The sequence below is a fragment of the Mixta theicola genome (assembly GCF_002895925.1).
Classification (GTDB): Bacteria; Pseudomonadota; Gammaproteobacteria; order Enterobacterales; family Enterobacteriaceae; genus Mixta; species Mixta theicola.
Genome location: NZ_NWUO01000020.1, coordinates 1 through 26,068, shown reverse-complemented (window position 1 = coordinate 26,068; position 26,068 = coordinate 1). Strand labels below are relative to the sequence as shown.

Genomic DNA, 26,068 nt, shown 5'->3' with positions numbered 1-26,068 from the left:
CCGCCCTCTCCTGCGACAGAAAGGGCAGCGGGCATTAATAATCAAACTGGCGGTAATAACGGCGGATATTCAGATCGTGTCCGGTATATTTTTCGAAGTGCGCCGCCAGGCGATCCACCAGCAGCGTGGAGGCCAGGCAGGGCGCGACAATCCACCGGAAGGCATCATCAATACCGTTCAGGTGGTAATCACGCGGATCGATCACCACCACACGATCGCTGATTTTACGGGCAAACGCTTCAACCCTGTCGTCCAGCTTCCGGCACTGGCCTTCTCCTTTCACCAGGAACAGCGGCACCTCTTTTTCCAGCAGCTCCAGCGTGCCGTGGAAAAACTCCGCCGAGCTCACCGATTTGGTGCGCTTCCACTGCATCTCTTCGAGGATACACATCGAGAAAAGATAGACCTCGCCCCACATCTCCGCGCCGCCGATCCACATCATATAATCGCTGGCGTGATACTGACGGGCAATTTCATCGGCCCGCGGATCGAAATCCCGCTTGGCCTGCAGCAGGTTCTCCGGCAGCAGCTCCAGCTGGCTGGCGAAGCGGTCATAGTCGGCAAACTCGCCGTTCAGCGCCACCAGCCGGAAGAACAGCCAGTAAAGCAGCATATATTCATATTCCACGCCGTTTTTATGGCGCATCGGAATATGCCAGCTGGCGTTGCTGGCCAGCGGCGAATCTTCATTTTTCGTAATCGCCACCACGCGAATGCCCTGCGCTTTACACCACTCGGCAATCGCCACCGACTCTTTGGTATCACCCGATTTAGACAGCGTAATCACCACCGAATCTTTAGTTAATTTTTTATTGCCCTTATTAATTAATTCCGCCGCCTGCTCGGTATAAACCGGCAGCGCAGTACATTCTTTAGCGAATTCATTTATTGCCATCATCGGCGCCAGCGAACCGCCTACCGAGGCGAAAAACAGATTGCTGTAACCATCCTGATGAATATTTTCCGCTACCTGTTCGGCGATTTTACGCGCAGCGATGATCTCACGAGCACTGGTCAGGTACTCGTCCTGATTAAAACCCAACATATTTTTTCTCCTGAGGAATTAAATTTTGCTTTGCAGCACTTTGTCGAAATCGTCAAATATCCGCACGCTTAAATTAATGCCTTTTAGCGTGGCAACCCGATAAGCCATTATTTGTACCGGCACGATTAATAACAGCGGCGCCAGTAAAGGATCGAGCGGGAAATTCAGTCCCAGCTGGTTTTCGCTGCTTTCACCCTGCGCGCTGAGGGTAAAGGCCGCTTTAACGTGCGGACGCATATAGTCGCGCAGGGCGGCGAGGCGCGGATGCGGCGCATCTTCAATAAACAGCATCAGATGCTCACTGTTCGCCTCCAGATAAGGGCCGTGCATATAGGCTTCCAGCTCAAAGCCGCTCGACGGACGGCGCACCGTCTCGGTGAACTTGGTTTCAAACTCTTTTGCCACGCCCACCAGCCCGCCGTAGCCAATGGCGACATAGCGCGGCGCGGCGGCCAGCACCGCCTGATGGCGCGTAATAAAATCATCGGTGCGGCGCATCACCTCCGGCAGCCGCAGCGCCACGTCGCGCAGCGCGCTCAGCGTTTTATCGCGGGCGCCGGCATCAAGCATTCCCTGCGCTTCACCCGCCAGCATGGCTATCAGCAGCAGATTCATCACCGTGGCGCTAAAGCCCAGGGTGACAAAACCGACCGGCTCGATGCCGCAGTTAATATCCAGCACCGCATCGGCCTCGCGCGCCAGCGGGCTGCTGCTGTCAGAGGTCAGGCAGTAAACTTTGCGGCCCGCCGCCTGCGCCTTGCGCTGCGCCGCTAACGTCGAATGGCTTTTGCCGCTCTGCGAAAGCGCGATTACCCAGTCGGTAGCCTCATCAAACCGTTCGTAGTGGGTAAAAGGGTACGGCTCTTTAATCTCGACCTGAATATTCGCCCACTGGCTGAAGGCGAAAGCGGCGCACTGCGCGGCATTCAGTGACGAGCCGGTCGCCAGAATCAGCAGACGTCGCACCGTTCCCTGCGCCAGCAACGCCGAGACCGGAGCCAGCTTCTGCGGATATTCCTCCAGGATGCGCGTCAGCGTCTCCGGTTCGCGTTCGATACAGTTCATCATCGTGACCGACATCGTTATCTCCTCAGAACAGACCAATCCATGAACCCAGGATGCCGACTACCGCCATCCCGCCAATAATCATCAGCGGCTGTACCTTTTTACCCAGCAGCCAGTAAACAATGCCGAAGCTCAACAGCGGCAGCAGACTGGGCATAATGTCGTTAATAATTCCCTGCACCTGCGTTTTCGCTTCGCCCGCGCCGAACGTGATGGGAGTGGAAATATCAATCATTGACGCGGTCATCGCGCCCACCACCATCAGGCCGATAATCGAGGCGCCGTAGGTGACGCTTTCCATCATGCCGCTTTTCTGGATGCGCTGAAGCACGCCGGTTCCCAGCACATAGCCCCAGCGGGTAAACAGCCAGCGCACCAGAATATGCGGAACGTTAAAAATCAGCACAAACAGAATCGGCCCAAGGATATTGCCCTTCAGCGCCAGGCTGGTGCCGATGCCGGTAGCGATCAGCCGCAGCGTCCCCCAGAAAAAGGAGTCGCCCAGCCCGGCCAGCGGCCCCATCAGCGAAGCCTTAACGTTATCGATCGACGCGCTGTCCATGCCGCCACCGCTGCGGTTTTTCTCTTCCATCGCGGCGGTAATGCCGAGAATAAGCGTGACGATATGCGGCGTGGTGTTAAAGAAAACCAGATGGCGTTTCAGCGCGCTCACCAGATCCTCATGGCGCGTGTAGAGCTTTTTCAGTACCGGCATCATCGCGTAGACAAAGGCCAGGTTCATCTGCCGCTCATAGTTCCATGAGAACTCCATCTGGAAAGAGCGCCAGAAGACGCGGCGCAGATCGCGCGGCGTAATCTGCGGCTCCGCCTGCTGCTCATTATCAGAAATCATCTTCGTCATCGTTCACTCCTTCTGCCGTTGAGGCGCGCTGGACCGGCTGCTGCGTCATATTGACCATCACCACCGCGACAATCGCGCCGAGGATGGCAATACCGGTCACCGGGATCTTGAGATAGGCCATCAGCACAAAGCCGAGGAAAAAGTAAGGCGCGACCTTTTTGTTAATCAGCAGCCGCGCCAGCATGGCGAAGCCGAGCGCCGGAATGATGCCGGTAGCCACGCTCAGTCCATGCTTAATAAACTCAGGAATGGCGTCGAGCAGGCTTTTTACCGCGCCGCTGCCCACCAGGAAGGAGACGGTAACAATGGTCGCCAGCATTAGCGACAGGCCAAAGCCCGCCAGCAGGTGCATACGCTCGATGCCGCCGGTGTTGCCCTGCTCCGCATACACATCCGCCTTATGGCTGAGCGTGGGAATAAACAGCCCCAGGTAGATATTTTTCAGCACCAGCGTCAGCGTGGCGATGGGCAGGCCGAGCAATAGCGCCGTTTCGGTGCCCGCGCCGGAGGTAATGGCGAAAGCGACGCCGAGAATGCCGCCGGTCACCACATCGGGCGGAATCGAGGCACCAACCGAGAAAGAGCCGATAAACGCCAGCTCCAGCGTCGCGCCCATAATCACGCCGGTTTGTACATCGCCCAGCACCAGGCCGGTCAGCAGGCCGGTAACGATCGGCCTGGAGAGCAGCGAGGTGCCTAAGGCATATTCAGACTGGGCGATAAACGCCACCAGCCCCAGCAATAACGCTTCTGTCATCATCACTCCCCGCGCTACAGCGCTTCGCTAAACAGCTGTTTGCGATCGCCCGGCACCTGACGGATCTCAATCTCTTTGCCAGCCTGAGCCAGCGACTGCAACAGCGAGATTTCATCCGGCAGCACGTTGATCGCTTTGGATATATTACGGCTGCCCTCTTTGGCTTTAATGCCGCCGAGGTTAATGCTGGTGATTTCCGGCACCGCCGTTGCCAGCCGCCAGGCGTCGGCGACCGACTCCACCACGATAAACAGCTTGTATTTGTCGGTGACGCCGCTTTTGATCGCCTCAATGGCGTCATCGATATTTTTGATCACCAGCTTTACCGCCGGCGGCTTCGCGAGCTTAATCGTGGTTTTGCGCAACTCATCGTTGGGTACGTTGTCATTGGCGATCAAAATGCAGTCGGCGCCAATATACTGGGTCCAGGAAAAGGCGACCTGGCCATGCAGCAGCCGATGATCGACCCGTAAGAGCTTTATCATTGTTATCCTCCTCGCTCAGAAATCTTTGTCCGCGCAGCTGGCGCTGCTGATGGTCTGGTTGCAGTACTGTATTCCCTCGCGGGCGTTGGTCAGCGCCTCGTTTATCAGCCGTATCGCGGGCTCGTCGGGCGGCGCGATCAGCATCTCAATCACCAGCGGCAGGTTTAATCCGGCCAGCAGATGAAAATTGGGTCGATGCAGATAGCGAATAAATTCGTTATTCACGCTGCCGGCGAAAATATCGGTGATGACGATCAGCTCATCCTGTGGCGTAAACGCGGCCAACAGGCTATCGACCTGGCGAGTTAAATCGTCGTTTTCATCCATGTAGGCGCACAGCGCATGCAGATGCGGCTGTTCTCCGAGAATTAACTCAACGGATTGACGGATGCCGGCGGCAAAAGATCCGTGGCTGGCAAAAATGTAGTGACGTTTCATCCTGACCTCATCAAGCGGTTCCACGCGTTAATAAGAGCAAGCGGCGTGCCAGAAATAGTGGCGCACCGCACGGAGAACGGTTAAGAAAGGCTAAAACTCTTGATCTGCCGGGATAAATTCGGTTTCGCGATGCAGAATATCGTGGATGTAACAGAGCTCGGCGTCGGGGATTTTGACACTATAGCTGGCCTCAATGACACTAAACGCCTCGCGCAGCGCGTTAAGCTGCCGGGACGGACGCTGCGGCCCGCTGTAGCGTTGAATCGCCGCCTGACGGATCAGCCGCTCAATCAGACAGCTGATATGAATATAGAGCGCCACCTTGCGATCGTTGGTCAGCGCCAGCCCGGCAAGGTGCTCATAGTGCAGTAAAAACTGCTCGACCTGGTTGATCACTTTGCCGGTATCAAGAATGGTCACCGACTCAATCACCCGGCGCAGCGAGAAGTTTTTCACCAGCTGATTGTTGATCTCTTCTACCTGTTCAGCGCTGGTCAGCGTCCCGAACAACGCCTTCAGCGTGGCGCTGCCCGCGCCGGAAATTAGCGATTCCAGCGAAATCCACGGCACCGGCAGATGCGGATCGATAGTGCCGACCACCGCCAGCACCTCGTAGCGCGCCAGCAGCGGTTCACGCTTCACACGATCGGTCAGGCTGTCGTAATCGCAGGCCACCATTTCTATCGCCAGCGCCTCCGGGATGCTGGCCTTCAGCAGCGCGCTCAGGTTGTTGGCCGCGCCCAGCCCGGTCGCGCAGGTGGTGATAATCGCCCGCGGCTTATTCTGTACCGGCCAGATCAGCTGATGCTCAACCGGCAGATCGTCCGCCACCTCGCTAACAATCGTTTCGGGCAGATCGCCACGCAGGATGCGCTCGCCCACGTACAGCGCCATGCGCGTTGATACGTTATTGATAATCGCTACCGGCGTGGTGATATGGCGGTTAAAGTGTTGATAAATTGCGTTCAGCGATCCCATATCCACCAGAATCACCAGCCCGGAAGCCAGCGCGTTGCGCTCGATATAGTGCATCACCTCGCTGGCGATCGCTTCCGGCGTGACGTCCAGCGGCATATCGAAAGATTCAAACAGATTACTTTTCAACAGCCGGTTCGCCACGTTAGCGATACTGCTGGCGGTGGCGTAGCCGTGCGCCAGAATCACCGCCCGCGTCATCTGTTTCTGGCTCAGCACGCCGGTTTTCTGTAGCCAGAGGATCAGCAGCAGCGCATCGATACGCTGCGGATGCAGATCGAGCTTATGGGTCACCGCCGCCAGCACCTCGTGACAAAAGCGACAGAGCAGCGGATAGCGCTGTTCCAGGCTGTGGGAGAGCTGCCGGATCAATTCTGCGTTAAGGCGCGCGGGCGTTTCGCTGGCGCGATGCAGCAGATAGTGGCTCAGGGCATAGATACAGTTGCCGTTAAATTGCAGGCTGAAGCGCTTTTCCAGCCGATAAAATTCTTCACGCACCTGGCTGCTGGTCAGCAGCAGCATCGAGGATTCCTGCTGGTTGCGGTGCGTAAAAATAAGCCGATCAAACAGGCTTTCAATTTCATTGCCCATGCACCTTTCCATCTCTTCCCACGCCAGCTCTCCGCTGCGCCAGTTTTCAAACAGCGACAGCACGCTGAGCTGCGCATCCTGAATCAACAGCCGCGCGCTATCCTGCTGACGCAGCAGCCAGGGCAGCGAAACCGCCTGGTCGATCACCAGCGGCTCCGCCTGCGCATCGTCAATGGTCGGCAGCTGGGCCATTACCGTTTCCGGCAGATCGTGCAGGGTGACGTCAATCATCGGCTGGCTCATCTGCCGCGCCCAGGCGGAGGCGACGCTGTATTTCACCGCGTTTTTCATTTCCCCCACGTTGCCGCGCCAGATATGATCGCCCAGCGCGCTAATCAGCCGTGGGCTAAGGCGTAAACGTCCACCAACCTTCCGCGCCTCGCGCCAGAAAAACTGCATCATCAGCGCCTGTTTTTCCTGCGGGCTGCGGCTCGCCAGATCGGGCAGCGTAATCTGAATAGGAATACGCCGGATAAAGGTGGTCAGAAAAGTGCTATGAACCTCTTCGGTGGTGGCGAAGATCAGCCGCGTCCGCACCCGTTGCCCCTGCGCGGTTTCGCCCAGCCGGTAAATTTCGCCGCGATCGAGCCAGGTAAACAGCTTTTCCTGCCCTTCCGGGTGCAGGCGATGAACCTCATCGAGAAACAGAATGCCGCCGTGTGCCGCCTCAAACGCGCCCGGCCTGTCGTTAACCGCGCCGGTAAACGCGCCTTTTACATAGCCGAACAGGTTGGCGCTCAGTAGCTCCGGGTTGTTGGCGTACTGGGCACAGTTGAAGTTGATAAAGGGCGCATCGGGCGCGATAACCTGCTGGGCAATGGCATATTCATGCAGCAGCTGCGCCATATAGCTTTTGCCGGTGCCGCTGTCGCCGGTGATCAGCAGCGGCAGCCCACCGTCGGGATAAAACAGCGCGGTTTTTAACTGTTCGATGGGTTTCTTCAGGCTGCCGTCATAGCCAATCAGCAAGGCGAAATGGTCAGCCTCTGGCGCGGGATCTCCCTCTTCCGCCAGCAGCTCGGCGATGCTGGCGTATTCGCTGCGTGTCAGCGGAAAGAACTGTTGCTCAAAGCTGGCCTTGTGCAGGAAACAGACCGGGCGGCCGTTGATTTTTATCAGCTCACCCTGCGCCACCAGCTGGTTGAGATAGTGGCTGGCGGTATTGCGCTGCATAGCGAAACGCTGCGCCAGCCAGGCGGCGGTAAATACTTCACTGACATGCTGCGGATCAAAAAAATCGGTCTGATTAATCAGAAAGTTCAGTAATTTATTTTACGCATCATCGGTTTCCCTGGTTTACAACTCAGGGCTATGATGCCGCGAACTCAGCCGATGCAGCCGCAGCCGCACCGGGGAATTGTTATTTTGTGGGCTGCCGCACAGATTGCTTGTCGTCAGGCCGCCACCTGCGGCACTAATCATCATTTGGTTAGCAGCAATAAATATCTGTCCGAATCCAACAGCGTTTATTTAATTCCTTTTTTCAGACATGATTTTTTATTACGGAATATTAGCGTTATTTTATATAGCTATAATCAATATTGTATAACGCTCTGGTTTAGCCATTTTGGCTCTGCTAATTGCTGGAACTGCCGGAACGCTTTTCCACTGTCTGCTGCACGGATGCGCACGGGTGGAATATAAAATTCCTGCTGTAAAAGGTGGTGAATGATTTCACCTGCGTCTGACTCTTCTAACGATTGTGGCACCACGACATCTTGATTAATCAGGAAAATAAATAATTTATTCATACGATCTCCAGGAGTTCAGGCTCCGGCCAGGTGGTTTCTGCTGGTTGCTTGCCGTCATTGAAAAGTGACGATGCGTTATTAAAGGCAAAACAGTGAAAAAAATATAATCATATTTTTTTTGCGTGTGATAACTTACTGGAATGGATACGCAACTATTACGCGCTTTTTTAATTCTGGCTGAGACCGGTAATTACCATGAAGCGGCGAAAAAACTATTTATTACCCAACCCGCCCTGACGAAAAAGATTCAGGCGCTGGAGTATCAGCTGGATCTTCCCCTTTTTATGCGAGGCCGTCACGGCAGCCAGCTTACACCTGCGGGAAAGCAACTGATGCCGCACGCGCAGGCGGTGATGAAACAGGTCGAAGAGCTTCGTCAGCACGCGCGTAATGTAAGCAGCGGCAAGGCGGGGAGCTTAGCGATCGGGTTTGGCATCTCCAGCATTCGCATTGCGCCTGAGCTGGTGGCGCATTTTCGCCGCCGCTATCCACAGATTAATGTCAGTCTGGAGGATATTTCTTCGACGCAGCAGGCCGATGGGCTGTACGCAGGCAGCTTACAGCTGGCTTTTATGCGCCTGCCTGTCGCGCCGCCGCTGTCCAGCCTGAGGCTCATTACGGAAAAGCTGGCGATTGCGGTAGCAACCAAAGAAAAGGCTGATTTAGTCAGTAAATTACACCACGAGGGCGATTATCGCCTGCTGGTCGATTTCCCGATGATCCAGCTGACGCCAGAACGCGGGCCCGGACTTAAGCAGCAAATATCGCGCTTCCTGGCGTTTAATCATGTGGATGCCAATATTATCCAGCGCTCGCGCGATATACAAACGCTGCTGGCCTTGGTCGCCACTGGCATCGGCATTGCTCTGATAACTGAAAGCGCCGTCAATATTGCGCCGCGTGGAATAGAGTTTATTCCCCTGTCAGGCCCTTACGCATCATGGGAGGTGGGGCTGGTATGGAACCCTGCCTGGGCAGATCCCATCCGGGATCGATTTATTGAAGTGGTAAAACGTTACAAACCCAGCGAGCGCTGAGCGTCTGCTTTACCGTTATCCGGCGCTGCGCCCGTTGCAGTGAGAGAGCGCCTTGTCAGCGACGGGCTAAAACTTTAGCGTTATGATAAGCGAAACTGATTAAAGACCTGCCAGGGTCAGAAAAGCATAAGGCAAGGATGAAAGCATGAGTGCAGCAAAAGCCGGGCAATGGCTCCGCTACTGGCGCAATTCACTGGCGGATGCCGAAAGCGGCAGTGGCGCAATGACCCGTAAGGCGCTGAGCGAATATCAAAAAGTACCGGCAGGAATAATTGGGCAAGGTTGTCTGGACAAAGAAAGCGACGCCCTGAAAGGGCTGTTTAAAGATGCTCCTGATGAGACAAAATTTATCAAGATCGCTTTGCGCCCTGCGGCCTATCTGGTTAAACAAGAACATGAGCACAGCAAAAGTAGTTATTCCGGTTTTCCTGAGGCGATAACGCCGGTTATCTGCCCGGTCTGGCTTAGCCGCGAGGGAAGTTTTCTGCCTGCCGGCAAGCCGCAGATCCCGCGCGATCTGCTTTCTCCCCAGTATGACGATAAGTTTACCCTGGCCTCCGTCCAGGAATTTGACCGTTTTCTGGATGAGCAAACGATACAGATTTATAGCGAGCAGGAAGCCAGCGCGCTCTTCAGCAAACAGCCAGACATTGCTGAAGAACATTCCCCCTGGGGCCTTTATATTGCTTCAGCCCGTGAGCTGTTCAAACTGTGCGACAGGGAGCTGCTTAAAGCGCGCTACACCAGCCAGAACGGCGGTTATCTCAAAAAGATTGAGGATGCCGTTAGCGGAAGCTACCAGATTTTAAAACTTTACGACTGGCTGGCGGAGTGCAAAGAATCGTTACCGCTGGCGGAAAGTTACGCGCTTGAAAACAATACGCAGCATCTCCCCTGCGTCAATGCGCTGGCGCAGCTGGTGGCCCGTGCAGGCCATTCCAATTCGCGCTTTCCCCTCGCTGCCGCCCAGCGCGATGCGCTGGCACAGGTGATGGCCATGCAGCCCGGCGAGATCCTCGCCGTTAACGGCCCGCCCGGCACAGGTAAAACGACCTTTGTGCTCTCCGTTATTGCCTCACTCTGGGTGGAGGCCGCCTGGAAAGAAACCCAGCCGCCGTTGATCATCGCCGCCTCCACCAATAATCAGGCCGTGACCAATATTATTGAGGCTTTTGGCAAAGACTTCGAAGAGAATAATGATCCGTTAAGCGGCCGCTGGCTGCCGGAGATGAAAAGCTACGGCGGATATTTCCCGGCGCCCAGCCTGGAAGGCGAAGCAGCAAAGCATTATCACACCCCCTCCTTTTATAAACTGCTGGAAAATGAAGACTACACAGACCGCGCGGCAAGCGCTTTTTTGACCCGTGCGCAAACGGCATTGCAAGACGCGAGCCTGGCGACGGTAAAGCAAGTCAAACAGCGGATCTGGAAAGAAATTAATGCCTGCTATCAGTTGATAGCGGAGCTGGAAGTGAGCTGGCAAAATTTTGACGCGGTGCGACTTAAGCGTCAGCAGATTGAGCCAGAAAAGACGCGGGCCGCTTTGCAGGCTGAGCTGCGGCGTCTTAAGCAAGATATTGCCGGGGTTGAGGATAGTCTCAAGGGTTGGCTGAAATTCTGCGCAGATGAATCGCTGCTGCTGAGCTTACTGGATGTAGTACCTGCCGTAGCTAACAAACGCAGGGCTAAGCGTAAGCAATTTATTAAAGATAAATTCTCTCCTCTTGCCTGTACGCTGGCTGAAGGCTGTTCCACCGAACGGCTTGAATCGATGCTGGAGGAGTGGCTTAAAAAGCAGCGGAAGAGTATCGAACCTCTGGAGCAACAGCTGGGTCAGATAGCGACTTTGCAGCAGCAGTATCAGCTGGCGGAAGATGAGTGGCTACAGCTAAGCGCGCCTTTCAGCAGTAAGGAAGCAGTAACCGCTTCTCTGGATGAAACTGACCGTGCTCTGGATGTCTCTTTACGCTTTCGCCTGTTTCAGCTGGCGGTGCATTACTGGGAAGCGCGCTGGCTCCTTGACTATCAAGAGCACGATCGCGATATGCTGATTAAAAACCGTAACGGCAACGATCCGCAAGGGCTGAAGGCGGTACGTGCCCGCTGGGCGCGTCGTATGTGCCTGACGCCCTGTATTGTTTCGACACTCTATTCTCTGCCTGGCTATATGACATATAAAGTCTTTGAGAGCGAAGGCATTTTTAATAATGAATATCTGATCAATGAAATTGATCTGTTGATCGTTGATGAAGCGGGACAGGTAGCGCCGGACGTTGCCGCCGCTTCTTTTGCACTGGCCAGGCGCGCGCTGATTATCGGCGATGTGCATCAGATTCAGCCCGTCAGCAACCAGTCGCCGGTCATTGATATCGGCAATCTGATGCAGCATCAGCTGTTAGCTAACGCCGCTGGCTACAATGAGCTTTGCCAACAGGGACGCTCCGTTGTTGAGGGTTCAGTAATGCGGATTGCCCAGCAGGCCAGCCGTTATCACTATCTGCCGGAAGCGGAAGCGGGTATGTTCCTTAGGGAACACAGACGCTGTTATGACGAGCTCATCTCCTTCTGCAACGACCTGTGCTATCACGGATTGCTGGAGCCTAAACGCGGAAGCGTTGACGCCGCAGAAAAGCAGCCGCCCCTTCCGGCGTTAGGCTATCTGCATATAGACGGTCTGGCCGAGTCTCCGCCCGCCGGCAGCCGCATTAACCGACTTGAGGCGAATACCATTGCTGACTGGCTGGCAGACAAGCGCACCGAGCTGGAAGCGTTTTACAACGCTAAGCTGGAGGATATTGTCGGAGTCGTCACGCCATTCAAAGCGCAGGAGCGGCTCATCGCTGAAGCATGTAAAAACCGCGGCATTGATGTCGGACGCACTGAAGGCAAAATGACGGTTGGAACGGTTCATGCGCTTCAGGGCGCTGAACGCAAGATCGTTCTTTTCTCGGCAGTTTATTCGCGCCATAGTAACGGCAGATTTATCGATAAAGACAGTTCAATGTTAAATGTCGCCGTTTCGCGCGCCAAAGACAGCTTTCTTGTTTTTGGCGATATGGAAGCCATTGACGCCTCCCCGCGCGGACGCCCCGGCATTTACTTGGTGAGTATCTTGCCAGACGCACCGACAGCGAACTGATTTTTTCCGTCGGCGCACGTCCTGATTTGCTGGTGAGCTGCCGCGAGCCACGGGTTATTAATAACGCGGAAGCGCATGATGCCTGTCTGACCGATATTCTGCAGTTGGCGCAGCAACGGGTAGTGATTGTTTCACCCTGGGTCTCGCTTTTCAGGCTCAGGGAAAGCGGAATACTGAGCACCATGCAGCAGGCCGTTGAGCGCGATATTAGCGTCGAACTCTATACGGACTATCGTTTTAATAGTTTTACAAACCATCGATTTGATGAAGAGAAGAATGCCCAGTTTAAAGCTTGCTGTACGGAGCTAACAGCGCATGGCATTGCCGTGCGCGTGGTCAACAAAGTTCACAGTAAACTGCTGATGGCTGATAATAATTTTATCTGTATCGGCTCTTATAACTGGGCTAGCGCACAGCGTCAGGGAGAGTATAAAAACTTTGAAACGTCGCTGCTTTACAGCGGAGAGCTGAAAGATGAGATCCATATTCAACTGACCTCTTTACAGGAACGTATTCGCCGCGATTTTTCTCCTGACGTAGCTTAAGCGAATAAGCGCAGGCATTATCGGTTTAATAATAAGAGAGTCTGTAACGCCTTCCTTAGCGGAAGGCGTTACAGAGAAGGATGAAGCGAAGCGGTTACTTTATCTCTACCGTTAATTCAGGCGCGCCGAAGCTAATCAGCTCCGCATGCGACGCCTCGAAATAGCGCTGCCAGAACGTTTCAAGCTGCTGCATCACTTTGCCGGAGCGGTAATTATTTTTAGCTGCGGTGTCGATAAGCCCTGCGCCCGCCACGTAGACTTTCGCCCCGTTAAAATCGGCAATCAGGTTTTGTTCCGTCACTTTAGCCATCTCCTTTTCAGCAACGATCGAGCGGATGCGGTTATTACGGTAAAAACTGACGAAGTCGCTGTTCTCCAACATATCCGATACCAGCAAAACAGATTTTTCTCTGGCCGGATCGCTTTTCAAATCTTCAGCAATCCGCTTCAGGCTGCCAAAGATTTCGCTTTTGGCCACGCTATCGCTGTCGGCGGCAAAACTGGCGGCCATTAATTTACCGATGCCCTGGCTGAAATACTGTTTCTGCTGAAGCAAACAGGCATCCAGTTTTTTCAGGCTCTCCATGCCCATATTGTTACGCGCCTTCCGATCGGTAAACAGCGCTTCCAGCTTGCCGTCATAAACCCGCTTCAGATAGTTATCCTGTAGCAACGCAGAGAATTGATACAGCACGACGCGATCGCCCGGCTGCACGTAGCGGAGTACGTGTTGCCAGACCGACTCTTTCAGGGACAAAGGTACTTTAACGGTTTGATCAATGATAATAACCAGCTCGCGCCCGCTGTCATCCGGGCGTACGGCATCCTGCTTCAGGAAGTGATAACAGCTGGGAATATCATTACGATCCGCCGCCTGCGTTACGCATGCCATACCCAGCAAAATTAGCGCAAGCCATCCTCTCATGCCTCCCCCCTGGTCCTTGCCTTGTTAAGCAGCTGTTGAACGCGCTGGCGTTTCATTAGCGCTTCCAGAGTAAGTCCCTGATCTTCGGCAATCAGCGCCAGCTCTTCTTCATCCAACCCGGTTAACTCTCCCAGCGCATCAAGACGCTCTTTTTCATTCTGCTGCGCCTGCGGCTGTGCGCTGTGCCTGCTCAACGGCTCAGGAGCCTGCGCCGGTGCGGCAGGCGCCTGCTGAACAACCGGCTCAGGGGCCGCGCTGGGCTGCGCCCGATAGCTATCCCGGTTGCTGTTTTCGTTTAACTCGCGCTCTGCGCGGGCCTTACCGCGGATTTTCCCGCTGACGTAGTCATCGAACGTCAGCAGTTCGTTAAGCTGTTGGCTCTGGCTACTTGTGCGCTTCATCAGCATACGGTTTTGTAATGCGCTCAGCTTCTCCTGAGCATCACGCTCGACACGCTCGCGGCGCGCGCTGTGCCAGGCGGTAAACTCTTCCGATCCGCTGAAGTTACCGACATATTTCGCCGCCATTTTCGATTCAATACCGGCAAAAGAGCGATAGATGCCGATAAGAATACCGATCAACTGTACGCCGACGAAGATGACAGAAAGGATGATAAACGTCAGCTTAGAGGCGAACACACGGTTATGGTTGATCTCTTCTGTTGCCTGGCTGTCAGCTTTAGCATTATCCGCCACGGCCTCATCAGGCAGCTCAAACGGCGAACTTTGCGTATCGCTCATCTGGCTAAAGGGCGAGCCGTTTACCGTCTGCGTGTCAATCGCATCAATGGTGGCAGCGCGAACAAAATAGGCGCCGACCGCAAAGAAAATAATCAGAGCCAGCGCAATAGCCGTCGCCCAGTATTGCGGTTTGGCCTCAACGTTAGTGTTAACGCGGTTGCGCATCTGGATGTAATTAGGCTGATCGTCATCAACGTCGCTGGTTTCGAGCGAGACATTGTTCGCTTTGGCTAACCCTTTAGCATTGCCATCATGACGCGCATCGTTATACCAGTAGCGGATCTTTTTGAGCAGCGTATTTTTATGCAGTTCCGCGCCCATTAAATGCGTTGCCGGCACCAGCACCACGCCGATTAAGACAGAGATAACAATGGCGGAAAACTCAGCCTGATTAGCGGAGATGTTATTCGCGATAAAGGGCGAAAGCACCAGCGCAAAAATAAAAGCTTCAAGCAAGACTAACGCCACACTACAGAACCACAGCAGCGGTCCGGTCGGCTTGCGTCCCCGCTCATCCACCTTGTTCAGATAATTGACGCATTGATGATAGAAATTAGCGCTGTGATTAAAGGATTCATAATAGCGCCAGTACTTAGCGCACAGCATTTTCTCGGCGGGATACCAGGCCTTGCCGTCCGCTTCCGTGCGGCGAGGCTCATTGCTGCGTGAAAGGCGGGCAATAAGACCGATAACGGGAAAACTACTGAAGAAATTAACAAAGAAATAGCTGACCTGATTCCACCAGCGAATAAAAACCACAATTAAAATCGCCAGGGCCAGCAGTGGCCAAAAAATATAACGGTAGAGGGAGATCGCCTCGGCGATGCTTTGGAAAAGTTCCATTCTCTGTTTCCTTAATTAGCTACGGGTCGGGCTGTAATTCGCCACCCAGGCATTGCTGTGACTGGTATAAAAAAGCTGGCCCTGCTGCGCTTTAGTGGCATTTTTAGGCACCAGCAGATCGATACAGGAGAGAGGCTGCTGTTTCTCTGACGGCAGATAAACCCGATAAAGGATGCTGTCTTCACCTTCCCAGGCATTAGCGACGGCGCTTATGGGCGCATCAGCCTTACGGTTACCGCTGTTTTGGTAGTTGCGGGTAATATAAACATTTGGGTTGGCCACCACGGCGGCATTCTCTTTAAGCACTTTTACCGGCGAAAGCGTGACCAGATGGTTATTGACCAGGCCTGCCCATGCACGGCCATTCATACCGTTGAAATATTCCCGTGTCTGATGGGCTTCAATCGCTTTTCCGCTGGCCAGATTCTTCGCCACGCCCGCTACGCGCGCGCTATCAGTCAGGCAGCTTCCCGTTACGCCGCTGGCATTTGCCTGCGAAATTAAGGAAAACCCGCTGCTGCGAGGCTTGAGATTCGCCGCCAAAGGAAGCGTTGAAGTGCTGACCGCCTCGCCGCCGAAATTTACCCAGTTTTTGTTATTTTCCGTCCCGGTTGAAGCAGCGGCGGTCTGTCTGGTCTCCGCCGTCGGCGGAACTGAAGGCGCTTTTTTAGCGCTGCGGGAATCGACAGGGCGTCGTTTTGCGGAGGCTGGCGCTGGCGCGCTTTTAGCCTGCTGCGCAGTGGCGGGCTGGGTGCCATAGCGTAAATAGGCCAGGTTATTGCCTTCCTGCTCTACGCGCTGACGGAGCAACGCTTCATCTGCCAGGCCAACGATCTCAACCCTGCGGTTCGCCGCCCGTCCGTCGGGCGTCGTGTTATCCGCCAGCGGACGAGACGAACCCGCGCCCTGGAAATAAAGTTTCTGCGGATTGAGGCCAGCCAGCTGCAGAACGCGACCTACGCTTTGCGCACGCTGTTCCGACAGCTTTTGGTTCCAGCTGGCGCTCCCCGTAGCATCGGTGTGGCCGACAATTAACACCACACCGTTTTGGTCGCCCTCTTTCATCACGGCAGCGATCTTCCTGACCTGACGCAGCCCGCTGGCAGAAAGCTGGGCGCTGTTAGTATCAAACATGCCGCTGTCTTCAACCTGGGCCACCAGCCCAACGGTTTCTGTACCGCTTTTCTGCTGCGCCTGAAGCGGCTGGCTTGTAATAGCGATATGTTCCTCAGCCGCGATTTGAGCAAGCGCTTTCTCGCGATTTTGCCAGACGTTGCCAGCCATACAACCGGCAAGGCCACCTACCAGTCCGCCGGCTACGGCTTTGGTGGCATCTTTCGTGACGAGATAAGTTATCCCCCCGCCTAATGCCGCTCCGCCAATACAGCCGATGGCCGTGCCATAATTTTGTCCAGCCTGATGCAGACTGGCGCAGCTTGAAGTCAGCATAACGACAGCAGTCAGCGACCCCACTTTCCTGAGATGACGGCGTTTCACGTTCTCTCCTTAGTCCTTGTCCATGCCCAAAAATAAACCTGTTATTTAATTAAGAGCTGTGCCAATGTTTTTATATAACGCATAATTTTTTTGGTGAATATCGATTCATTCCCCAGGCAGGGTTGCGCAGGGCTATAACCTAACCCACCGGCTAAATAAAACAGCTCACGCTACGATTAGCGAAATTAAGCCAAATTATTAGCGGTTTATTATTATTTTCTGGCTTACATAACAGAAAACTCGGCGAAATGAAAAAAGGATTTATTAAAAACAATCCTGTACATTCAGCCGGTTAACTGTAGAAAACCTTATGGATTTTAAAGCGCGCCTATTATTATCGGCCACTTAAACATTGTCCAGAATTTATGCCTGTTAGTTAAAAACATGTTGCTACGCAGATATTGTCGGACGCATTTATATGGCACAGGGATTTACCCGCCGCCTTATCACACCATCGGCCATAAAAAAGGCCGCTATTGCGGCCTCGTTAACATTATCATTTCAGCGTCAATTCCAGCTAAAGCCTGTGCTGCCGCTGTTGGCCCGATCGTTATTCAACAGCCGGTGGCCTGAATTCGCGGGCAACAGCAGCGAAAGCACATCTGCATCCGGCGCTACAGGCCGCGCCCGATTTCGCAGTGGCTTAGCATTCGCCAGTTCGACGGTAGCTCGCGCAGCGCGCCGGTGACCTTCACCGTGCCGCGCTGACGAATATCCGCGCTGGAGGCGCCCACCTGAATCTCGAACTCGCCCGGCTCCACCACACGCTGCCCTTCCCGGCTGGTAAAGTTGAGCATATCCACCGGCAGGAAAAAGGTCAGGCGCGCCGTTTCGCCCGCCGCCAGCCTGACGCGCTGAAACGCTTTAAGCTCCTGTACCGGCCTGACCATCGAGGCGATTTTATCCCGTACATAAAGCTGCACCACTTCGCTGCCCGCCTGCTGGCCGCTGTTGGTAATATCGAGCGCTACCTCAATCTCACCGCCGTCGATTGTCACCTCGTCGTGCCTGAAGCTGAGCGGGCCGTAGGTAAATTCCGTCCAGCTTTTACCGTAGCCAAAGGGATAGCGCGCGCCAAAGTGGAAGGCGAACGGCGTGCCGCCGCTTTTCAGCTTGTGGTTGTAGTAATAGGGCATCGCCCCGGCGCTTTTCGGCACCGACAGCACCAGCCGCCCTTCTGGCTCGGCGTGCCCGGTCAGCACATCGGCCACTGCCGGACCGCCCTCCTGGCCCGGCGCCCAGGCCATCAGCAACGCCGCGACTTTATCTTCCAGTCCGCCGAGGTTGTAAGGACGGCCGCCGGTAATCACCACCACCACCGGCTTACCGGTTGCGACCAGCGCGTCCAATAGCTGCTGCTGGACGCCCGGCAGAGAGAGGCTTTCCGCATCCGAACCTTCACCTACCGTGCCGCTCTGGAATAATCCGGCCAGATCGCCCACGCAGGCGATAACCACATCGCTCTGTTCGGCAACCGCCACCGCCTGTGGGATCAGCGAGCGATCCTGCGATACCGGCGACTGCTGCATCGGTTTTCCGGCGCTGTCGCCGGGGAAAACCGGCGCGCCCGCCATGCGCTGTTCAATAATATGGCAGCCGCGCGCATAGCTGACCTGCTCTTCACCCAGCGCAGCGCGTAGCGCCTGCAGCGGCGTAACCACCTGCGACGCCTGATCGAGCATATCGCTGATAATCAGATGCACCGGAAAACTGTAGCCGCTAAGCAGCGCCAGCGGATCGTCCGCCGTCGGCCCGATCACCGCCACGCGCTGCGCAGGCTTCAGCGGCAGTACGCCGTTGTTTTCCAGCAGGGTAATCGAACGCGTCGCTACTTCGCGGGCAAGCCGCCGCGCCTCTTCGCTTTGCAGGTTGATGCGGCTTTCATCGACATAGGGTTGCTCAAACAGCCCCAGACGAAACTTCTCGGTCAGCAGACGACCGACAATTTCATCCACCTTCGCCATAGTAATCAGGCCGCGCTCCACGGCTGTTGCCAGATGCTGCGCGCAGTCATCCTTCGGCAGTTCGATGTCCAGCCCGGCATTGAAGGCCAGCGCGGCGGATTCTGCCGCATCCCGCGTTACGCCGTGGTGCTGATGCAGCAGGCTGACGCCGCCGTAATCGGCAACGATAATGCCATCGAAGCCCCAGCGTTCACGCAGCAGCGTCGTCAGCAAAAAGGCATCGCTGTGCGCAGGCTGATTATCAATGTCATGGTAAGCGGGCATCACGGAACCGGCGTTAGCCAGCTTGACCGCCATCTCAAACGGCAGCAAAAAGGTGTCATTCAGCTCGCAAAAGCCCAGATGCACCGGCGCATGATTACGCCCGCCTTCGCTAAAGGAGTGGCCGACATAGTGCTTGAGCGTCGCCAGCAGATCGCGCCGTTTCCCCTGTAGCCCCTTAACAAAATGGGTAGCCATGACGCCGACCAGCCACGGATCTTCGCCAAAGGTTTCCTCGGTGCGCCCCCAGCGCACGTCGCGCGAGACATCCAGCACCGGGGCCAGCCCCTGGCGGCAGCCGGTGGATCGCGCCTCTTCGCCGATCGCCGCAGCAACCTGCTCAACCAGCGCCGGATCCCAGGCTGAGGCGTAATTCAGCGGAGAAGGAAACAGCGTCGCCCCTTTGCACAGCAGGCCAACCAGACATTCTTCATGGAACAGCGCCGGAATGCCCAGCCGCGTCTCTTCCACCAGCGTTTTTTGCAGACGGTTTGCCGCCCTGACGCCCTCTTTCGCCTCAACAACATGCGTACCCAGCGGTCGGGTAATTTGGCCGATGCCGCGCTGCAGTCGCGCATTAAGATCGGTTTGCTGGCCCGCGCCGGAGAAGCTATCGCTAAGATCGCTGCGCTCACGATGCGCGCCGTCGGGCGAAAGGATCAGCCAGAAGGCGTGCATCTGCGCAAATTTCTCTTCTGGCGTCATGCGCGCCAGCAGGTCGGCAACGCGCTCGGCAACGGGGCGCTGTGGATCCTGATAAATAGCCGTCATAAATTACTCCTGAATTGCGGAAACCAGAGGGGAAAGCTCTTCACGCTGCTGACGCTTGCGCGCCAGCTGGCTGGCGATCTCGGACACTTTGCGACTGTTAAGCTTGTAGAGGCACAGCAGCAGCGCCATCGCCAGGAACAGCGCCGAAGGGATAAGGGTGAACAGCGCGTTGATGGTGGTCAGCACGCCCGTTGACTGCTGCGCCTGGTTGGGCAGATAGTCCACCAGCGCGAGGATCCAGCCAACCAGCGCCCCGCCCAGCGCCAGGCCAAATTTGATGGCAAACAGCGCGGTGGAAAATACCAGCCCGTCCAGCCGTCGCCCGCTGCGCTGCTCTTCGTAGTCCACCACGTCGGAAAACATGGTCCACTGCAGCGGCGTGGTCAGGTTCTGTATAAAGCTGAAAAGGATATTAATGCCGAATATCCACCAGATAGCGGTTGGCGGTAAAAAGAAAACCAGCGATCCGAGAATAGCAAAGCTGATAATTGTCCACTGATAGGCGCGCACCCGATCGAATTTACCCAGCAGCCGCTCGGATAATATGGCGCCCAGCAGCGAGGCGACCATGCCGGAAACAATAAAGGCGAACACCAACTCCGGGCGTAACAGCAGATATTTAACGTAGTACATCGTGGCGGAGCCGCGCGTTACCACCGCCGTCAGCAGCAAAATATTGAAGAAGAAGATAATGCGCCACTGGCTGTTGCGCGCCAGGATTTTTAAATCGCTGAGCATTGAACCGCTATTTTCGGCGGCGGAATAATAGCGCTCGCGGGTCATGCCGAAACAGCAGAGAAACAGCACGACGCCCAGTAATCCCATCAGGCTCATGGCATAAAAATAGCCTTTTTGCGCGTTGCCATCGCCCAGCAGTTTAACCAGCGGCAGCGCGATCACCGTAACGATTAGCCCGCCGATAAATGAGAGGCCAAAACGCCAGGACTGCAGAGAATGGCGCTCGCGCGGATCGAGCGTCAGCGCGCCCGGCATTGCGCAGTAAGGCACGTTAATCGCGGAATAAACCAGGCTCAGCAAAGTATAGGTGAAGCAGGCATAGATAATTTTCGCCGTCGGCCCGGCGTCAGGCACGTAGAAAGTGATCAGGCAGCAGACGCCGAACGGCACCGCAAACCACAGCAGCCAGGGACGAAAGCGTCCGTGGCGGGTGCGGGTGCGATCCACCAGCGCGCCGATGCACGGATCGACAAAGGCATCCAGCGCTCGCACCAGCAAAAACATGGTGCCCATAATTGCCGCAGGCAGGCCATACACATCGGTATAGAACCAGGCGAGAAACAGCGTTGCCGTTTGCCAGACCAGCGCACTGGCCATATCGCCAAGCCCATAGCCAATTTTCTCTTTTTTACCCAGCACGGAACAGGTCGTCATTATTGCTCCCCTTATACCCGCAGGTATTTATTTAACGAAAAGCGACATTCTTCGGTGCCTGTTAATGTTGTAAAAGGGAAGCGGAATAACAATTGCAAAAATTAACGGCGAATTTATGTTTTTACGTTTTTTTGAATAAGTGTGATGGATAGCAAATTAACGCGATTTGGCATTTATCAGGCAAAAGCCGCCAATAAACGCGTGCTGCATCAAGCCCCGTTAGTGGTAAGGGGACAAACGCAGAATTCGGAAGGAAACAAACCGATATGATTAACTGACGGTGGTAGCTAATCGTGGGGCAGGTCAGTTGAGCGCAGCGATACCACTATTCTCCTGTTTACGCAGCCACAAGGCCGCACATCGGGCTTAAATGCGTGTGATCAGTCTGGTGAGGTATGAGGTTTAGAGACGGCGGCACGTCTTCCAGCTTCAAAGGGCATACTGTACGAGGTTGAGCCTGGGAACTACTCGCCATTATGAGCTAACATACCAAAGCCCTTAACAATCTACAGTGGCTTTTGTACTTGATAGAAAACTGACATTTCTTACTATCCAATGAGACGGGCATTTCACACTATTAAGGAATATAACTTTTTAATTTCTCGTGCCTGATACTCCATTTCAGGGAAAAGAGTTGCCTCCTTTATACCTGCATAAGTCAGTTCTTTCAGGAGTTTAATCTTATTTCCGTTTGTAACTTTAAGTTTTATTAACGAATTACCTGTGTACATTTCATGTTCCATTTCTCCCACAGGAATAAATTCATCATCCTCAATAAACATTCCGCCATGAAATGTGAAATGTCCATGTTGCTGTCTGATTCTGGGGTTAAGGTGCGGGGCTTTAAATGGAACAATATTGGAAAAGGCTCGTTTAATATCAGAGAAAATGAAAGGAATAGCATTTCCGTTAACGTCTTTGGTATTTGGCAGTTCTACCTTAATCTGTAAGCTAACAAAAGATGCTGAACTACCGGTTGAAAGACCGCAAAATTATGACCGCTTGAACAAGTCATTTCGAAGACCTGGATAGATATACCATTTAATTTACAGCTTCCATCCAGGACATCATCAAGCTGATAAATTATCCTATGAAAAAAGTCATCTCGTGACTTCTCTTGCACCTGCATCTCAAGTAACTCATTGAATTTATAATTTTCATCCAAGTAAGTTGGATCAAAAATAAAAATTACACCATCTTTATCTGAGTCGTTTATACAACAAAAATACAGACCAACAAGTAGATTACCAGACCAATCCAATAAACGTGTAGGGAGCCCATAGTGTTGCATTAACGTGACCCATTCATATGTGTTTTTATGATTATTAGACTGTTCTGGATAATGTCTTTTGAATTCTTCAAACATTTTTTGTTCATGATATACTACGCCAAACGAAGAACCTTGCCTGAAAATGCCGGGGAGCAATTTATGCGCATAAATAGACTGACCACGAAATCATGTAGATTGAAAATCTGCTGCTACTTCGTTCAAACAATTAGTAATAGAACTTAACGTCCCTTCAGCTTCAATTTCCCTCACTTATGACACCTTGTGTTTTAAAATCGTAGCGCTTACCAAAAAGTACCAAGCCCGCAAATCGGACATTTTTTGCCTCCTTTGCTGATGTCACCTAATATTTTAATTGTAGCGTATATATCTAAAGCATGAATCCTTTCTTTACAATAGCAGCTTCCGATTTTGACATTAAGCGGTCAATAAAATTAACCAGAAACTTATTTCCCAATAATGACTAGCCCGAAGATAAGCCAGTACAACTAAATCAAACCAACACCTTCAACCCATGCTTCTGCACTACAGTAAGCAATTTCAGCGCCAATCCACCAGGACGTTTTACGCCACTTTCCCATTTCTGCACCGTTGACACACTGGTGTTCAGGTAGCTGGCAAAAACTGGCTGGCTGACGTTCAGCTTCTCGCGCAACGCCTTAATCTCAACGGGTTGAAGCTCATTCACGTTATTAAGGCACGCTTTGTCAAAGTTGCGCATCGTTTCCTGCGGGATAGCATCAACGCTGAATAATCCAGCAGCCGCACTGTGGATGGCCTCAAATGCAGGACTCTTAAATTTACTTTTTGCAGTCATGGCAAATCTCCACCAGTTCTTTACTCTTAATCAGTACCGTAATCTTTTCGTCAACAAGGGCAGCGTAGTGCTTTGCTAACTCTCGGAATCCGGCCAGTTCGCGTTGATCGATGTTTGCCATATCCTGCTTGGCATACAGGAACGTGTAAAACCAGTGCTCTCCACCTTTCGCCAGGATAATGGCGCGATCGCGATTCTGGTTCAGCCGTTACTTGTAAACTCCCCCACCGAGATTGTCAGCCTTCCCTTGCATCACCGCCTCTATAGCCCGACATAACTCACTATTTTTAATGGCGTGAGATTTAGCCGCCTTGCTGAACCATTTAGTTTTGAATACGCGCATCAGGCTGACATCCTGTTACCTTAACTATAGCACCTGGTGCTAGGCTACTCCTTTTTCTCACTGATGCAAAGTGCATGAAGCCAACAAAATTTTGGCGTATTTTTAGCTACGTATATCTGCTGTCAACGGACAGCCACCAATGTTTCCAGTATCAGGATGATACGAGTGGCCTGTGAGAAACGCCTTCGGGTGGTCACAAGCCAAAATCATAAGGAATGGAGTGTGGTCTGTGACTGACGCATTCGGGCGACCACAAAGAAAGTTGTCGTAACCTGAAAGACAACGCTGGATTAGCGGTAAACCTGCCCACCTTTGAAAGCAGGTATCGTCAACAAAAACGCACCTGGGACGTGACGATGAAGATTCCTTAAACTTAAGAGACGGCTAATAACGAGCGTTTCCGCGCCGATCAGTATTCTCCGTAAAGAATGCTGTATTCGGTCTTCTCCTCAGTGAATGATTTGCCGCCAGCAAAGCAACAGCTTTTGCCTGCGACGATGGCAATATCATCATTGCCGATCGCCAGGCAACAGGTATTGCTGTTCGAACGCTTCATAATGACATGTCAGCATTGCGCAAGGTGTTTCGTCTGGCAGGCAGGGAAAAACTCGTTACATCAACACGATTAACGAATAAAGCGTTGGGATTAAGCGGAGCAAGTCGTGCAGGCACGAAATTTGCCATCCCGGATGAGCGATTTCAGGCAGTATTGCAAAGCGCGCAGCAGCATGACCAGGGACTTGCCTGTGCCCTTCAGCTTGCCCGATTGCTGGGGCTTCGCTCACAGGAAACTGTGCAGTGCACCAGTTCACTGAATACGTGGAAAAAGCAGCTTGAACGTAATCAATCAACTCTCACCATTGTTTTTGGCACCAAAGGCGGTAGGCCGCGTGAAACGCGAATCCTTGACCGTAACGCTGTACAGCAGGCAGTAAATGACGCTCTGCTGATTGCACCAGCTGGCTCACTGACAGTTCAATTGCCTGTGCGAAACTAGCCAGAGTGATCATTCCGGCACCAGCCATAAGCGGCGCGCATTCAGTGAGAGATCTATTGTCCAATCGTTCATACTCGATTAGAACCTGATGCCAGACAGACAGTAGCTTTGCAGCTCTAAGCTTTGCTTCTTAGAGAATATTAGAGCTTGTTGATGTGTGAATCTCACACTGTCCTGCGTATCGACGAAAACGTTGGGGAACGCTAATGCGGACAACATAAATGCCGCTGGTTCGACGATAGAGTTTATATCGCTGAGACATCGCCTCGTATAGCCTTTTGTAGTAGGGCTACGTGTTTACAAGCAAAAATATGAGGAAAGTTATTTAAACACAACTAATTAGATGAGTATTGGTGCGAAGGCCGCACCGCTATTCTCGACGTAAACAGCTGAAATAATTAAAATTGAAAAATAAGATAACCGCTATATATACTCACATGTATACTCAACGCGATTCTCTGAAGTCTTAGCTAACTCAAAAAATTACTCTTCATCATCTTCCACAGGTTCTAACGCGTCAAGCGCGACTCGCACCATCGCAATAGAACCAATACGGATGAAAGCATCTTCTCCATCTTCGTCGGTTATCATAAAACGATCCGTGGTTTCAAGCTCGCAATCCAGCGTGTCAAAGAACGCATTCAACTGGCCGATATCATCCGTCTCTTCGTTTTGCGGCGCATCAGGCTCAACACTCAGTGGTATCACTGGTCCACCGTTCACCAGAGTAATATGGACATTAAAATAATCGTCTTCATAGTCGTCTTCTTCTTCGCTCATGATGAGAGCAAAGCCATCAGACAGGAACTGATGAAATACCACTTCGCGCATATTTAACGCATAACGATACTCCGAAGAATCAAAAACGAAGAAGCGTTCTGTATTTGGGGTGTTTTTTTCCTGAAAATAATAATAAAACCTCCGCTTATCCGCTGCTGAAATGGGCAACAACAAATAGTCCAGCTGCCCCTGTAGCCAAAGTTTTACAGTCCAGAGACCGCTATCCATTTCAATGCCGCTTGTGGCTATCGCCTCAAGATCTTCATCGGTTTTACGACGCTTCTTGCGGAAGTCGTTTATCAACCGATCGCTTTCCGGGAACACTACGTTTAGAGGTTTATCCAGGGCATTGCATATTGCCTGTGCGAGACTCAGCTTTGCCGCAACCTTCCCGGTTTCGATACGCTGAATTTGTTGCTGGCTGGTGCCGACCATGAACGCCAGCTCGCGCTGGGTTATAGATAGCTGGGTACGAAGCTGTTTTATGTTGTTCTGTAACATGGCATCCATCCTTCAGAATGTAGTGGTCAACTAAAACTGGCCATCGAGTTAGAGTTTTTCCAGTATCGATCTTCCGATTCGTTTGGTGGCAACCCACCGTTATATTTGTGCGGCCTGCGCGCACTGTAATATCCAACGATATAGTCCGTTATTGCATGTGCTGCGTCGCTGAAGCTTACGTAACCCACCATCGGCACCCATTCATTCTTTAAGCTCCGGAAGAAGCGTTCCATTGGACTATTATCCCGGCAGTTTCCAC

21 protein-coding genes and 4 pseudogenes are annotated in these 26,068 nt (G+C 53.2%); 4 read left to right on the top strand and 21 right to left on the bottom strand.

Annotated features, from left to right (window positions below):
* Positions 1-34: 34 nt before the first annotated feature.
* The 8 genes from COO59_RS18770 to COO59_RS18735 all read right to left on the bottom strand — a co-directional run bounded on the left by COO59_RS18770 (position 35) and on the right by COO59_RS18735 (position 7,969).
* On the bottom strand, positions 35-1,045 hold the full coding sequence (locus COO59_RS18770; RefSeq protein ID WP_103061241.1) for an SIS domain-containing protein: 1,011 nt from the start codon (positions 1,043-1,045) through the stop codon (positions 35-37).
* 18 nt (positions 1,046-1,063) lie between these two features.
* Positions 1,064-2,125, bottom strand: coding sequence for an SIS domain-containing protein (locus tag COO59_RS18765; RefSeq protein ID WP_103061240.1), 1,062 nt, complete (start codon positions 2,123-2,125; stop codon positions 1,064-1,066).
* A gap of 10 nt (positions 2,126-2,135) precedes the next feature.
* Positions 2,136-2,963, bottom strand: coding sequence for a PTS system mannose/fructose/sorbose family transporter subunit IID (locus tag COO59_RS18760; RefSeq protein ID WP_103061264.1), 828 nt, complete (start codon positions 2,961-2,963; stop codon positions 2,136-2,138).
* Positions 2,953-3,729 carry a PTS mannose/fructose/sorbose/N-acetylgalactosamine transporter subunit IIC gene (locus COO59_RS18755; protein WP_103061239.1) on the bottom strand — a complete coding sequence of 259 codons (777 nt, stop codon included), beginning with the start codon at positions 3,727-3,729 and terminating at the stop codon, positions 2,953-2,955. The genes COO59_RS18760 and COO59_RS18755 overlap by 11 nt, the downstream gene beginning before the upstream one ends.
* A gap of 14 nt (positions 3,730-3,743) precedes the next feature.
* Complete coding sequence (locus COO59_RS18750) at positions 3,744-4,214, bottom strand: PTS sugar transporter subunit IIB (protein ID WP_103061238.1); 471 nt, start codon at positions 4,212-4,214, stop codon at positions 3,744-3,746.
* A 15-nt stretch (positions 4,215-4,229) separates the two neighbouring features.
* Positions 4,230-4,652 (bottom strand): PTS sugar transporter subunit IIA, encoded by a 423-nt coding sequence (locus COO59_RS18745; RefSeq protein ID WP_103061237.1) that lies wholly within the window; start codon positions 4,650-4,652, stop codon positions 4,230-4,232.
* Between the two features lie 90 nt (positions 4,653-4,742).
* On the bottom strand, positions 4,743-7,481 hold the full coding sequence (locus COO59_RS18740; protein WP_103061236.1) for a sigma-54-dependent transcriptional regulator: 2,739 nt from the start codon (positions 7,479-7,481) through the stop codon (positions 4,743-4,745).
* A 272-nt stretch (positions 7,482-7,753) separates the two neighbouring features.
* Positions 7,754-7,969, bottom strand: a complete 216-nt coding sequence (locus COO59_RS18735) for a hypothetical protein (protein ID WP_103061235.1) — start codon at positions 7,967-7,969, stop codon at positions 7,754-7,756.
* 140 nt (positions 7,970-8,109) lie between these two features.
* On the opposite strand from COO59_RS18735, the gene COO59_RS18730 reads away from it, so the two are divergent.
* The 3 genes from COO59_RS18730 to COO59_RS18720 all read left to right on the top strand — a co-directional run bounded on the left by COO59_RS18730 (position 8,110) and on the right by COO59_RS18720 (position 12,690).
* The gene (locus COO59_RS18730; protein WP_103061234.1) at positions 8,110-9,006 is read left to right on the top strand and encodes a LysR family transcriptional regulator; all 897 of its coding nucleotides are present in this window, start codon (positions 8,110-8,112) and stop codon (positions 9,004-9,006) included.
* 145 nt (positions 9,007-9,151) lie between these two features.
* The gene (locus tag COO59_RS18725; RefSeq protein WP_103061233.1) at positions 9,152-12,145 is read left to right on the top strand and encodes a DEAD/DEAH box helicase; all 2,994 of its coding nucleotides are present in this window, start codon (positions 9,152-9,154) and stop codon (positions 12,143-12,145) included.
* 32 nt (positions 12,146-12,177) lie between these two features.
* On the top strand, positions 12,178-12,690 hold the full coding sequence (locus COO59_RS18720; RefSeq protein ID WP_165786545.1) for a phospholipase D-like domain-containing protein: 513 nt from the start codon (positions 12,178-12,180) through the stop codon (positions 12,688-12,690).
* Between the two features lie 94 nt (positions 12,691-12,784).
* On the opposite strand, the gene COO59_RS18715 is transcribed toward COO59_RS18720, so the two are convergent.
* The 10 genes and pseudogenes from COO59_RS18715 to COO59_RS20985 form a co-directional block, all read right to left on the bottom strand.
* Positions 12,785-13,615 (bottom strand): hypothetical protein, encoded by an 831-nt coding sequence (locus COO59_RS18715; RefSeq protein WP_103061231.1) that lies wholly within the window; start codon positions 13,613-13,615, stop codon positions 12,785-12,787.
* Complete coding sequence (locus COO59_RS18710) at positions 13,612-15,198, bottom strand: hypothetical protein (RefSeq protein WP_103061230.1); 1,587 nt, start codon at positions 15,196-15,198, stop codon at positions 13,612-13,614. The genes COO59_RS18715 and COO59_RS18710 overlap by 4 nt, the downstream gene beginning before the upstream one ends.
* Before the next feature lie 15 nt (positions 15,199-15,213).
* The gene (locus tag COO59_RS18705) at positions 15,214-16,647 is read right to left on the bottom strand and encodes an OmpA family protein (RefSeq protein WP_409371609.1); all 1,434 of its coding nucleotides are present in this window, start codon (positions 16,645-16,647) and stop codon (positions 15,214-15,216) included.
* A gap of 662 nt (positions 16,648-17,309) precedes the next feature.
* The gene (locus COO59_RS18700) at positions 17,310-19,691 is read right to left on the bottom strand and encodes a glycoside hydrolase family 3 N-terminal domain-containing protein (protein WP_103061228.1); all 2,382 of its coding nucleotides are present in this window, start codon (positions 19,689-19,691) and stop codon (positions 17,310-17,312) included.
* 3 nt (positions 19,692-19,694) lie between these two features.
* The gene (locus tag COO59_RS18695) at positions 19,695-21,083 is read right to left on the bottom strand and encodes an MFS transporter (protein ID WP_103061227.1); all 1,389 of its coding nucleotides are present in this window, start codon (positions 21,081-21,083) and stop codon (positions 19,695-19,697) included.
* A 569-nt stretch (positions 21,084-21,652) separates the two neighbouring features.
* Positions 21,653-21,865: a hypothetical protein gene (locus tag COO59_RS18690; RefSeq protein WP_103061226.1), complete on the bottom strand. Its 213-nt coding sequence runs from the start codon at positions 21,863-21,865 to the stop codon at positions 21,653-21,655.
* Positions 21,866-22,017: 152 nt separating this feature from the next.
* A pseudogene (locus COO59_RS18685) lies at positions 22,018-22,527 on the bottom strand (FRG domain-containing protein); the annotation flags it as partial.
* Positions 22,528-22,864: 337 nt separating this feature from the next.
* Positions 22,865-23,188, bottom strand: a complete 324-nt coding sequence (locus tag COO59_RS18680) for a helix-turn-helix domain-containing protein (protein WP_103061224.1) — start codon at positions 23,186-23,188, stop codon at positions 22,865-22,867.
* Positions 23,172-23,531: pseudogene (locus tag COO59_RS18675) on the bottom strand (type II toxin-antitoxin system RelE/ParE family toxin). Before COO59_RS18675 ends, COO59_RS18680 begins: the two are co-directional and overlap by 17 nt.
* 409 nt (positions 23,532-23,940) lie before the next feature.
* Entirely contained in the window at positions 23,941-24,087 is a 147-nt protein-coding gene (locus COO59_RS20985; protein WP_165786543.1) for a hypothetical protein, read from the bottom strand.
* Between COO59_RS20985 and COO59_RS18670 the strand changes: the two are divergent.
* Positions 24,043-24,486 (top strand): annotated as a pseudogene (locus tag COO59_RS18670) (integrase domain-containing protein); the annotation flags it as partial. The gene COO59_RS20985 and the pseudogene COO59_RS18670 overlap by 45 nt on opposite strands.
* Here COO59_RS18670 and COO59_RS21355 read toward each other — a convergent pair.
* The 3 genes and pseudogenes from COO59_RS21355 to COO59_RS18655 form a co-directional block, all read right to left on the bottom strand.
* Positions 24,458-24,790, bottom strand: a pseudogene (locus COO59_RS21355) (site-specific integrase); the annotation flags it as partial. The pseudogenes COO59_RS18670 and COO59_RS21355 sit on opposite strands and share 29 nt — an antisense overlap.
* Positions 24,791-25,011: 221 nt before the next feature.
* On the bottom strand, positions 25,012-25,809 hold the full coding sequence (locus tag COO59_RS18660; RefSeq protein ID WP_103061223.1) for a helix-turn-helix transcriptional regulator: 798 nt from the start codon (positions 25,807-25,809) through the stop codon (positions 25,012-25,014).
* 26 nt (positions 25,810-25,835) lie between these two features.
* Positions 25,836-26,068 (bottom strand): integrase core domain-containing protein (locus tag COO59_RS18655; protein ID WP_165786542.1); only part of this gene is annotated, 233 nt, incomplete at its 5' end.

What these genes read in the sequence shown, in the direction of transcription:
- COO59_RS18705 (WP_409371609.1), bottom strand. Translation starts at nt 16,647, where the DNA reads ATGCTGACTTCAAGCTGCGCCAGTCTGCATCAGGCTGGACAAAATTAT.
- COO59_RS18695 (WP_103061227.1), bottom strand. Translation starts at nt 21,083, where the DNA reads ATGACGACCTGTTCCGTGCTGGGTAAAAAAGAGAAAATTGGCTATGGG.
- COO59_RS18770 (WP_103061241.1), bottom strand. Translation starts at nt 1,045, where the DNA reads ATGTTGGGTTTTAATCAGGACGAGTACCTGACCAGTGCTCGTGAGATC.
- COO59_RS18765 (WP_103061240.1), bottom strand. Translation starts at nt 2,125, where the DNA reads ATGTCGGTCACGATGATGAACTGTATCGAACGCGAACCGGAGACGCTG.
- COO59_RS18660 (WP_103061223.1), bottom strand. Translation starts at nt 25,809, where the DNA reads ATGTTACAGAACAACATAAAACAGCTTCGTACCCAGCTATCTATAACC.
- COO59_RS18750 (WP_103061238.1), bottom strand. Translation starts at nt 4,214, where the DNA reads ATGATAAAGCTCTTACGGGTCGATCATCGGCTGCTGCATGGCCAGGTC.
- COO59_RS18760 (WP_103061264.1), bottom strand. Translation starts at nt 2,963, where the DNA reads ATGATTTCTGATAATGAGCAGCAGGCGGAGCCGCAGATTACGCCGCGC.
- COO59_RS18730 (WP_103061234.1), top strand. Translation starts at nt 8,110, where the DNA reads ATGGATACGCAACTATTACGCGCTTTTTTAATTCTGGCTGAGACCGGT.
- COO59_RS18745 (WP_103061237.1), bottom strand. Translation starts at nt 4,652, where the DNA reads ATGAAACGTCACTACATTTTTGCCAGCCACGGATCTTTTGCCGCCGGC.
- COO59_RS18700 (WP_103061228.1), bottom strand. Translation starts at nt 19,691, where the DNA reads ATGACGGCTATTTATCAGGATCCACAGCGCCCCGTTGCCGAGCGCGTT.
- COO59_RS18680 (WP_103061224.1), bottom strand. Translation starts at nt 23,188, where the DNA reads ATGACTGCAAAAAGTAAATTTAAGAGTCCTGCATTTGAGGCCATCCAC.
- COO59_RS18710 (WP_103061230.1), bottom strand. Translation starts at nt 15,198, where the DNA reads ATGGAACTTTTCCAAAGCATCGCCGAGGCGATCTCCCTCTACCGTTAT.
- COO59_RS18715 (WP_103061231.1), bottom strand. Translation starts at nt 13,615, where the DNA reads ATGAGAGGATGGCTTGCGCTAATTTTGCTGGGTATGGCATGCGTAACG.
- COO59_RS18735 (WP_103061235.1), bottom strand. Translation starts at nt 7,969, where the DNA reads ATGAATAAATTATTTATTTTCCTGATTAATCAAGATGTCGTGGTGCCA.
- COO59_RS18690 (WP_103061226.1), bottom strand. Translation starts at nt 21,865, where the DNA reads ATGTTTATTGAGGATGATGAATTTATTCCTGTGGGAGAAATGGAACAT.
- COO59_RS18725 (WP_103061233.1), top strand. Translation starts at nt 9,152, where the DNA reads ATGAGTGCAGCAAAAGCCGGGCAATGGCTCCGCTACTGGCGCAATTCA.
- COO59_RS18755 (WP_103061239.1), bottom strand. Translation starts at nt 3,729, where the DNA reads ATGACAGAAGCGTTATTGCTGGGGCTGGTGGCGTTTATCGCCCAGTCT.
- COO59_RS20985 (WP_165786543.1), bottom strand. Translation starts at nt 24,087, where the DNA reads ATGAAGCGTTCGAACAGCAATACCTGTTGCCTGGCGATCGGCAATGAT.